The organism is Fulvivirga kasyanovii (assembly GCF_009711405.1).
Classification (GTDB): domain Bacteria; phylum Bacteroidota; class Bacteroidia; order Cytophagales; family Cyclobacteriaceae; genus Fulvivirga; species Fulvivirga kasyanovii.
The window spans coordinates 16859-26186 of sequence record NZ_SMLW01000607.1; the positions used below are offsets into that span (position 1 = coordinate 16859).

The 9328-nt window shown below is 42.4% G+C and carries 11 protein-coding genes; 1 reads left to right on the forward strand and 10 read right to left on the reverse strand.

Features of this window, described 5'->3' with window-relative positions:
- Positions 1-197 precede the first annotated feature (197 nt).
- The 10 genes from E1163_RS18800 to E1163_RS18845 form a co-directional block, all read right to left on the reverse strand.
- Positions 198-845 carry a YdeI/OmpD-associated family protein gene (locus E1163_RS18800; protein ID WP_155174007.1) on the reverse strand — a complete coding sequence of 216 codons (648 nt, stop codon included), beginning with the start codon at positions 843-845 and terminating at the stop codon, positions 198-200.
- Between the two features lie 36 nt (positions 846-881).
- Positions 882-1463, reverse strand: coding sequence for a YdeI/OmpD-associated family protein (locus E1163_RS18805; protein ID WP_155174008.1), 582 nt, complete (start codon positions 1461-1463; stop codon positions 882-884).
- Positions 1464-1633: 170 nt separating this feature from the next.
- Positions 1634-2014 carry a DoxX family protein gene (locus E1163_RS18810; RefSeq protein ID WP_155174009.1) on the reverse strand — a complete coding sequence of 127 codons (381 nt, stop codon included), beginning with the start codon at positions 2012-2014 and terminating at the stop codon, positions 1634-1636.
- Between the two features lie 43 nt (positions 2015-2057).
- Complete coding sequence (locus tag E1163_RS18815) at positions 2058-2525, reverse strand: SRPBCC domain-containing protein (protein ID WP_155174010.1); 468 nt, start codon at positions 2523-2525, stop codon at positions 2058-2060.
- Positions 2526-2531: 6 nt separating this feature from the next.
- On the reverse strand, positions 2532-2855 hold the full coding sequence (locus tag E1163_RS18820) for an ArsR/SmtB family transcription factor (protein WP_155174011.1): 324 nt from the start codon (positions 2853-2855) through the stop codon (positions 2532-2534).
- 455 nt (positions 2856-3310) lie between these two features.
- Complete coding sequence (locus E1163_RS18825) at positions 3311-4246, reverse strand: DUF2167 domain-containing protein (RefSeq protein WP_155174012.1); 936 nt, start codon at positions 4244-4246, stop codon at positions 3311-3313.
- A gap of 222 nt (positions 4247-4468) precedes the next feature.
- On the reverse strand, positions 4469-4822 hold the full coding sequence (locus E1163_RS18830; protein ID WP_155174013.1) for a hypothetical protein: 354 nt from the start codon (positions 4820-4822) through the stop codon (positions 4469-4471).
- Between the two features lie 40 nt (positions 4823-4862).
- Positions 4863-7064 carry a HEAT repeat domain-containing protein gene (locus E1163_RS18835; protein ID WP_155174014.1) on the reverse strand — a complete coding sequence of 734 codons (2202 nt, stop codon included), beginning with the start codon at positions 7062-7064 and terminating at the stop codon, positions 4863-4865.
- Between the two features lie 190 nt (positions 7065-7254).
- Positions 7255-7875 carry an SRPBCC family protein gene (locus E1163_RS18840; protein WP_246223767.1) on the reverse strand — a complete coding sequence of 207 codons (621 nt, stop codon included), beginning with the start codon at positions 7873-7875 and terminating at the stop codon, positions 7255-7257.
- Positions 7868-8329 carry an SRPBCC family protein gene (locus tag E1163_RS18845; RefSeq protein ID WP_155174015.1) on the reverse strand — a complete coding sequence of 154 codons (462 nt, stop codon included), beginning with the start codon at positions 8327-8329 and terminating at the stop codon, positions 7868-7870. The genes E1163_RS18840 and E1163_RS18845 overlap by 8 nt, the downstream gene beginning before the upstream one ends.
- Positions 8330-8472: 143 nt before the next feature.
- Here E1163_RS18845 and E1163_RS18850 point away from each other — a divergent pair.
- Positions 8473-9328: GlxA family transcriptional regulator (locus tag E1163_RS18850; RefSeq protein WP_155174016.1), on the forward strand; the 856-nt coding region annotated here is incomplete at its 3' end.

Sequence of the window (9328 nt, forward strand, 5' to 3'; positions counted from 1 at the left end):
TAGAATTAAAAGTGAAATAGCGACTTATAAATTTTATTGGCTTCTTTTCCTTTTTATGAAACGAGATATCACTAAAACCAAGCCTACAAATAATGCTATGTAAAATACTAATAGAAAAACTGTCCGAACTCAAATTTTACAAGATCCATAATTTACTAATTTTCCGGAGTGGTCACTGGATTTTCAGCCATGGGCTTTTATTTCTTGTTGCACGAATACTTGTCGTGTAGCCCTATCCCTTCCAGGATTTGCGGGATATATTTTTCGATTCTGGCTTCCCGGGTTTTGGATTGTTTCGGTGCAGAAAAATAAATAATGTAAGCCCTTTGCCGTCCGGGGGTCAAAGATTCAAAAGCGGTTTTTAGCGCCGGGTTTTCATCCAGCTTCCTTTGCAGTTCATCAGGCATTGGCTCCGGTTCTTTTTTGAAGCTTACTTTCAGGCCTGCCTTTTCCACTTCTATGGCTTCGTAAATGTAGGCTTTTAAAACAGGCTCCAGTTCCATGATTTCCTGAACATTGGTAAAACGGATCAACCGGTCAGACTGTGTGTTTTCTCCGGGTTTCACCAGTATCTTGTGGGCGTCGTTGAGCAAAGCGCCTTTGAAGAAGCTCAGCGAGCAGTACTCCTTAAATGCTGCCACTATCGATACATTGCTATTTTGAAACGTATAACAGGGCACTCCCCACTTCAGCTCTTCCGTTAAGCCACATTCGAGCACTATTGTCCTCAACAGCTTCAATTCCTTCTGCCAGTTGTGGACTTTACAATTTGGGGTACCTCCCAGAGGACAACGCCCGCATCCTTCAGCAAGGTATACATCTATCTTCGGGTTCTTTACTTCCATTTTGGCATATTATATTCTCAGACTTTACTTACTGTTTTACTGGTCATTTAGGCCTTTGCCTTCAAAAATATGAGGCATGCATTTTTCTATTCTCGACACTCTGGTTTTGGACTGTTTCGGTTGTGAAAAATGAAGCAGGTATCCCCTTTGTCTTCCCGGCGTCAATGCCTCAAAAGCATCTTTCAGGCCTGCTTTTTCATCAAGCGCTTTCCGAAACTCTTCCGGCATATTAAACTCTGATGTTTTTTTCATTTCTACCTTCAGGCCTGCCTTTTCCACTTCTATGGCTTCATAAATATAAGCTTTCAAAGTAGCTTCCATTTCAGTGATTTCCTTCACATTGGTAAAGCGGATCTGACGTGCCGATTGCACATTTTCCGTTTGCTGTATGAGAATGCCTTCTTCATCTTTCAGCAGCACTCCTTTGTGAAACAGCAGTGCACAGTATTCGTTAAAGCCGTGTATTAAAACGACGTTTGCATTTTTATATGTGTAGCAGGGTACTCCCCACTTCAGTTCTTCGGTCAACCCACAGTCAAGGACTATCGCCCTCAACTTCTTATACTCCTTCTGCCATTCAGTATCTTTGTTAAAAAACCAATCAACTTTAGAATTCATATCTTTAGTATTTAGATGTTAGTATTGAGTATTACGTAATGAGATCGGGATGCCCTGCTCGTCCGGCTGACTCTTAAGTTGGCTAAAGTTTACCCTCTTTTCAAGAGTATGTACTTTTTTGCATGTTATCAGCACATCACGGTTATTTATAAACAATCCCAGGCCAATAATTACTGACTGACGATGGCAACTTTCCTGCCGGGGGGCCGGAAGTACCAGGATACTATAGTCAGGGTCAGCAATAAAAGTGATGGAAATATTTCATTCGTTGTGTTCATGGCAATATGTGAAAAGGCCGCGCCTGTCATGGAAAAGAAGAAGCCTGCGTAAGCCCATTCTTTTATCAGGGGAAATTTAGGTATGAGTATAGCCACAACCCCTAATATTTTCCACGCGCCCAATATGGTGAGAAAATAGCCGGGATAGCCTAGTTTGATGATAAACTCCATTTCTTCCTCAGACTGCAGCAACTGAACTATGCCAGTTGAAAGCATACCTAACGACAGCCAAACCGTGGCTATCCAATAGATTATTTTATCTCTCTTTTTCATGTTTATGGTGGTTGGTATTGAACTGTGATTTGCAAAATGCCACTTAAGCTTTAAGCTTGCCCACAACGCTCTCCAGTTTGCTATGGGCCATATTAATACCTTGCACAAAAGGCATCTGTAGTATCTGGTCCCTGATCTCTACTGAGCGATACACCACATGCATTACGAGTTTGCTGGTGTCGTCTGTCAGTTTTTCAAATTCCAGAAACTCAAGCTGAGCCCCAAAATTTGCGTTCTCCATTTCAAAAGTTCGTGTAATCCGCTTATTAGGGGTGAATTCATGGATGGCACCACTGAACCCATGCTTGTTACCCATAGGGTCAGTAGTTTCGAACTGGTAGCCGCCGTGCTTTTTATTTTCAAGCTTCAGCACTTTTGTCCCCATCCACTGTTCAACGATCTCAGGCTCCACATAGGCTTTAAAAAGCAATTCAAGGGGCAGATCAAATTCGCGGGTAATCAATATTTCCTGCTTGCCATTTTCGGCATGGACTTTAGTTTTCATTTCCATAGGGGTCTATTTGTTGGTTTTGTATTGTTTCATGATAGCCTCCAGCTTATTGAACCTATCATCCCAGAATTTCCTGAAGGGCTCTATAAAGTCTGCTATTTCTTTCATTTTAACGGGATTTAGGTGATAATGCACTTCCCTTCCATTTTGCTCCTGCCTGAGCAGCTCACACTCTGTAAGTATTTGCAGGTGTTTTGAAACTGTTGGCCTGGCGGTATCAAAGTTTGAGGCTATAGCTCCGGCTGTCATCGACTGCGAGGCCACCAGTACAAGGATGGCCCTTCTTGTAGGATCTGCTATGGCCTGAAATACGTCTCTTCTTAAATTCATTATGTAGCTATTTGACTACACAAATATATATGTAGTCATTTAGCTACACAAATGTTTTTGTGATTTTCTTTAGATCCGAATGATGGTCTTGGCAATAAAGGCTTAGTTGTTCTTTAGAGGGATTCAGGAAAGAATGTATAATCCGGGAGGAAATGAATAAATTACAGGCAGCGCCTACTACCTGCATTTGGGAGGAGCAAGCTTTACTGGCTCTTAGTGGTTCAGTATAAGGGGTAAAAAAGCATCACGCTAAAGGCCAGCCAGTTCAAGTAGTTAAATGCAATCAGCAAAAGCAGTTGGCAAATTAGTATAAACATTCCGATCCATTTGCACCACAGGTTTTCAGTTTGTTCTCAGATTTCTAAATACACCTTCTTGGTCTCGTTAATCACAAAAAAAAGCCTTCCCGTCCCCATCAGGAACCAGGAAGACTAAGTGTAAAGGTGGTTGTTATTTTAGCTGTCCTCGCCCAACTCTCTCTTCTCTTTTCCTGTCCACATTTTCTTAGCAAAGGCTCCGACACCAACAATTCCCATTAAAATAAATTTCCAAAACTTGGCCAGAAATATACCTATCATCTTCAGAATACCTGCTTTCGCAGCAATTTTTCCAGCTACAAGAGCTCCTACGCCATAAGCTGCCACTTTATCCACACCAGGATCAAAGTCGAAATAAGTATGACCCTCAGCAAACTCTACCTTAGTAAGTAAATCCTGCATAGCGGGTTTTACCATTTCCAGTTGGTCCATACCGGCCACAGCATTAAGCCTGAGGTAACCGCTCCTACCCAATACGCGGATATCGTAGTTTAATGTGTTGATGTCTGAGCCATCGAAGGCTAACTCTTTGGCCCAATACAATTTCTTACTTTCCTGATCATAATACGGACTTTCTGCCCAGCCTACTACGGCATAGCCATCGTATCCTTGCTCTTTTCTGAGTTTGCTACTCTCAGCGGCCTGGGCCTTCATATCAACCAGCATCTCGTCATAATCAATGTCATTGGCATCATCATCTTCTATATAGCCTTCTGCATCATAAGCAAGTATGATTCCCCATCCTTCCGGTAAATATGGATTGACAGAGTCAGGAAAAATCATACCCAGCGTTTGCTGTGGCGGGTTGCCCCAGGCCTCCACTATAATTTTATTGGCTTCTTCCGGGTCCAGATATTTGAATGATTCCCCCAGGTTAATGTTGGCGATACCGTCGCCCAATTCTATAAACCCATGTTGGTAATTCAGCAAGGAATCCTTGGCGTAAGCTTCCTTATAAAACTGAATAATTTCTGCCAGGTAGGTGCTATCTATGCCTACTGTGTCCTGTTGCGCCGTAGCCGGTATGGCCAGCACAAATAATACAATTCCAAAAAAAAGATGACGATGTTTCATGCGTTAACTGATATAATTAAAAAAATATTAATAGATAATACTATAAAAAGGTAAGCAGCAGAGAGTAACATTTTACAGGACTCAACTTCTGTTGGGTTACTTATAACTGAAAACGCTATAGGACACTGCAAGAAAAGGCTGATACTTTGAACGGTCTGACTCATTTTCTGCACCTCGACCAGGATATAAAAAATGGGAGAAGCAATATTTAAGGTTAACTACTTATGATCTTGTAAAATCGGTCTTTGCCTTCAAAAGGGCAGTTAGTATCCTATCCCTCCTTGGCCCTTTTAAAAGACCTTTGGGCAATCTCTCCTGCCAACTGTGCCAGTAATGTTCGAGTCCATTATTGGGTGCTTTGGTTGATGGGTGGACCTTATGGGAAACATACTCGATCATATCATCCAGTTGCTCAAGGTTCACAAATTGAAAAGTAAATGAGCCTACTCTGACAAAGTAGACCCATTCTCCTGTTTTATTTCCTTCAAAATTTATATTTATTCCTCCAACATGGCAGGTACTCATATAGTCAACATGTTTATCTACGTCAGCCTTTTCCTTCCAATGTCTTGACATATTATTTACTCAGTTATTCAACAGCCATTAATATTAATATTTACTTCAAATCACCCAAAAATAGTATTTCAGGCAAGCCCTGAGCTTCATCAATTGCTTTTAAAGCCTGCGCATACACCTCAGCAAACTTTTCTTCTGACTCTCTTTCAGCCTCTGAGGGGGCACTGACATTAGCATATTTCCCATCATATTTTAGATCGGCTACAAAATCTCTGAGGTCACCTTTATCACTGCCTGATAATATTTCCTTCACCTCATCCAGCACTGACTCATGGACAGGAGCTTGTCCTCTTCTGGCAATTGATCTGAAAATTTCCACAAAATGTCTTCCTCCAATGTTTTCAGCCTGATACCGATCCAGTCCTATTTGAATCAATTCCGGGATATTTAATTCGGTCGCCTTGGCAGCTATCCCCTTAGCTAAATAGGGAAAAGCATCAAACTCCTTGTTCTTTTTGAGCAGTTTAATAAGATCATCATTCACGCGCTCGTGCCGGAAATATATGAGGGCTTCCATAGACCAGCGCGGGTGCTTTTTAGCCGCACTCAACACTTTTTCATAGTTGCTCTTATCCTCCAATGCCTGCCAGGCCTCACCTCCAATTTCATGAAGGCATTTGGCCGCAGCAGAAACACACTGTGGAGAACCCTCACGCAATTGCATTACTATCTGGGGAATGGCCGTTACCGCTTTCTGAATACCCAGGCCTCTCAGCGCCTCCCGGCGTACAGCCTCATTGCCCTTGTTAAGTGCAGACAGCAGCGCTTCTACAACTCTTTCATCCTTAAACCACCGCAATGCGCATATCAGATCATACAGATCATAGTTATCAAGCTCCTCCCGGTCAGCTTCTTTTATCAGGCAGTCTACGGCTACTTTGGCTTCCGGAGACACCACACCTGCCTTATGCATAACTTCCCCTATGGCTTCCAGCAACTTTACAGACTTATCACGTAATGCCGGGGCTACTGCTGCTATCGCCTTCTTATCCCCCAACCTTCCAATGATATCCTTTACGGCTGATACCCTGAGCTCTGCAGGCAAACCCGGATCAATAGCAAAATCGCATATTTTCTGCATATCTTTCCTTACCAGATCGACTAACGCCGGGTCTTTTTGTATCACCAAACGGGAGGCTGCATTGATTACATTAGCAGGGTGGAAATGGGCCAAAGCTGCTTTTTCATATGCCCATGAATCACCGGAAGTCGAATCATACTCGACCGGTGGCGGTGCCAGTGCTATTCTTATCCTTCGTTGCCGGACATCAAAAGTTTCTCCCTGATATATGTCTCCATGCAGGTAGTTATCTACTAATTCTACCAGCTCAGTTCGAAGCGGATGAGGTTCTGGCAATTTTTCAAGAGCAATGGCATTAAGATTTTCATAGTCCCTCAAGGCATCTTGTCCATGTGACCTCAAACCCCAAAGGGCTATTTCAGCCACCTTTTCTACGGGAAGCTGCTTTATCGAATCCAGCATTTGGTAATCAATGCTACCCAGGTGTCCGGGGTCTGTATATTCGTACCGGCCTTTCCAGGCCTGAATAAGAAAATCATCAAACGCGCCATCCTTTTTTGCCTTTAAAGTTTCCAGCAAAGCAGAAAAGCCTTCAAAATAATCGATAGACTCGTTGAACGAAACTATTCTAAACAAATACAGTAGTGCTTCTTCACTGAGCTTAGTCCCATTGTTTTTTATCAATTCGGAAATACTTTCATCACCATAGTCCTCCCAATCGACTGCTTTTACCGGAATTTCCTGATCAAGCTGCAATATAGTTTGGCTGATCATACCGTAGTCTCCACTGGCGAAGATCTCTGCGAGTTTGTTGGACTCTTTCCGCTCTGCCTCGATGATCTCCAGAAAGTCATCGTCATCTAAAAACCCTTCAAAATCCTCGTCCTCCTCAGCCATTTCACGGTAGTCTGTAAACTCATCAAGGTCAATGGCTTTTTGCAAATTCAGCAGCATTTCTGCTTTCCTGCGTTCATTCGCGTAAAAGCAGGCTAGGTTGTAATAGGCACTTGCAAACTCAGGATTTAGATCAACGGACTTTTTCATCATTGCAATGGCTTCCTCCTTACGGTCTGAGTACCACAGCGCCAACCCCAGCCTTTTGCAGGTTAAAAAATTATCCGGCTCCTTTTCCACCGCACGTTGAGCATATTCGAGGGCTTTATCCCACTGTTGACGATAAGAGCTATGCAATGCTCTTTCCAGAAGTTCATTAACAGTCATTTAACATCTATTTTTGGTTCAATTGTGTCAGAACCAACGCAATATATGCCAATCCAATTAAAATTTTATACTATTTACATATCATTATCCAGTCCATCGTTCATGATTTGAAGTTCAATATTTTCCTATTCATTAAAAAACGGTCCAAGATCATTCCTAAACCGTTCTTTACCAGATCGAAAGATTGTCATTAATTCAACCCCCACTTTTCAGCCAGCTCCGCATTAAAGCCGTCTTCATTTTTAGGGTTTGGTTCTCCTTTGCCCTCAGTGATCAGTTTGTAAAGGCTGTTGGTAATGTACCCTGTCCAGGCATCGTTGCAAACTTCATAGCACTCATACGATGGTACTAAACCTTTGTGGGTAAACTTAACTTTTGTCTGGCCGCCTTCATCTGTTATCTCAAAGATCAGCCGCGTGCCTACCCATTCGGTTTTGTCTTCAATGAAATTAAACTCGTTGTCCAGTACCTCATACACCAGTTTTCGGTTCTCTTCCATACCTATGAGCTTTATTTTACATAGATGAATGTCTTTATAGTGGTAGAAAAACTCCTCATTGAGGCGGTCAGTCGGCCCTTCGATGTCTTCCGACCACCAGGCACGGAAATCTTTAATGCAGTTATAGGCCTTTTTGGGTGTTGCATCTACAAGGATGGTAGCTGTATAATCTTGATTATTCATGTCGGTTTGTTTTGAATTATTTTCTGTCAATTGATCTTCAGTATTCCTCTGAGCATAACTACCATAAGATAGTATCAGTACGGCTGTCAGTATCAGGGTCTGTGCTATTTGCATGGTTTGTTTATTCATGATTTCCATTTAACATCTGCTTAAGCTGATCGATATACATGGTCCAGGCTGACGAGCAACTGCCGTAACATTCTATTTCAGGCTCAAGGCCGACGTGGGTAAAAGTCACAGTTGTTTTATCTCCACTTTTCGTAATATCAAAGCGGAGTTCGGTACCGATCCACTCATCAGGAGCATTCAGGAAGGTAAGCTTGCTTTCGATCACCTTCCATACAATTTTGCTATGCGGCACCAGTTCAGCCAGTTTTTGCCTGCTAAAGTGCTTGCCGCCGCCTGCGAGAAAAGAAAACTCATCGTTAACCTGACTGGCATCACCTGTAATGGTTTCTTCATAAAAGCCAGACCACCATTTTTTAACATCAAGTAGTAGTTCATAAACCTCCTCCGGAGGTTTTGTGGCGCTCAGGCTGTAAGTAAAGCTTGCGGATTTGGATTTTTTAATAGCTGTTTCCATGGTGATTTCTTTTTAATTACAAAACCTAGATTGTATTTATTTACAAATGTATTGTCTAAAATAGCCCTCTGAAATGGTTGAATAAGACAATACAACAGGTTGATTTAGACATCACTTCCCTTTATTTTTGTTAAAAAAGTCCGATGAAACATTTATCCATAGTGGTTCCGAACGGAGAGAATAACCTGAGCAGCATAGTGGGTTCCTACAAAATCTTCTCCAGAGCCAATGCTATCTGGAAAAGCAGGGGCAATGATGAACTTTTTAAAATTGAGCTGGTAGGCATGTCAGAAAACATCAGCTTTCATGACGGGCTCTTTTCAGTGCATACACACTGCAATATCACGGATGTTAAGCAGACTGACCTGATCATCATTCCTTCGTTAAACCATAACTATGAGCAGGCACTCAGGGAAAACGGGCCGTTGGTCAAATGGCTGGCAAAGCATTATAAAGAGGGCGCATGTATTGCGAGCATCTGCACAGGGGCTTTTCTGCTGGCAGCAACAGGCCTGCTCGATGGCAAAACCTGCTCCACCCACTGGGCAGTAGAAGCAGAGTTCAGAAAGATATTCCCTAAAACAGACCTAAAAACGGATAAGCTGATCACTGATGAAAATGGCATTTATACCAACGGAGGCGCTTTTTCATTTCTGAACCTGATCATATACCTTATAGAAAAGTACTATGACAGGCCAACAGCCATCCACTGTGCCAAGGTGTTTCAAATAGACATGGACCGCAATATGCAGTCGGAATTTTCCATCTTCAACGGACATAAAAAGCACGAAGACAGCTCCATACAAGAGGCCCAAAAGTACCTTGAGAAAAACTATCAGAACAAGATCTCAATAGAAGCCCTGTCCCGCAAATTGCACATTGAAAGAAGGACTTTTGACCGGAGGTTTATTAAAGCCACGGGCCTCACCCCCTTAGATTATCTGCAAAGAGTAAAGATTGAAGCTGCCAAAAAATCATTTGAAAACACCCGGAAAACTG

Coding starts and splice junctions, on each gene's coding strand:
- E1163_RS18830 (WP_155174013.1), bottom strand. CDS start 4,822: ATGTCAAGACATTGGAAGGAAAAGGCTGACGTAGATAAACATGTTGAC.
- E1163_RS18825 (WP_155174012.1), bottom strand. CDS start 4,246: ATGAAACATCGTCATCTTTTTTTTGGAATTGTATTATTTGTGCTGGCC.
- E1163_RS18815 (WP_155174010.1), bottom strand. CDS start 2,525: ATGGAAATGAAAACTAAAGTCCATGCCGAAAATGGCAAGCAGGAAATA.
- E1163_RS18840 (WP_246223767.1), bottom strand. CDS start 7,875: ATGAATAAACAAACCATGCAAATAGCACAGACCCTGATACTGACAGCC.
- E1163_RS18820 (WP_155174011.1), bottom strand. CDS start 2,855: ATGAATTTAAGAAGAGACGTATTTCAGGCCATAGCAGATCCTACAAGA.
- E1163_RS18810 (WP_155174009.1), bottom strand. CDS start 2,014: ATGAAAAAGAGAGATAAAATAATCTATTGGATAGCCACGGTTTGGCTG.
- E1163_RS18800 (WP_155174007.1), bottom strand. CDS start 845: ATGGAAGTAAAGAACCCGAAGATAGATGTATACCTTGCTGAAGGATGC.
- E1163_RS18845 (WP_155174015.1), bottom strand. CDS start 8,329: ATGGAAACAGCTATTAAAAAATCCAAATCCGCAAGCTTTACTTACAGC.
- E1163_RS18835 (WP_155174014.1), bottom strand. CDS start 7,064: ATGACTGTTAATGAACTTCTGGAAAGAGCATTGCATAGCTCTTATCGT.
- E1163_RS18805 (WP_155174008.1), bottom strand. CDS start 1,463: ATGAATTCTAAAGTTGATTGGTTTTTTAACAAAGATACTGAATGGCAG.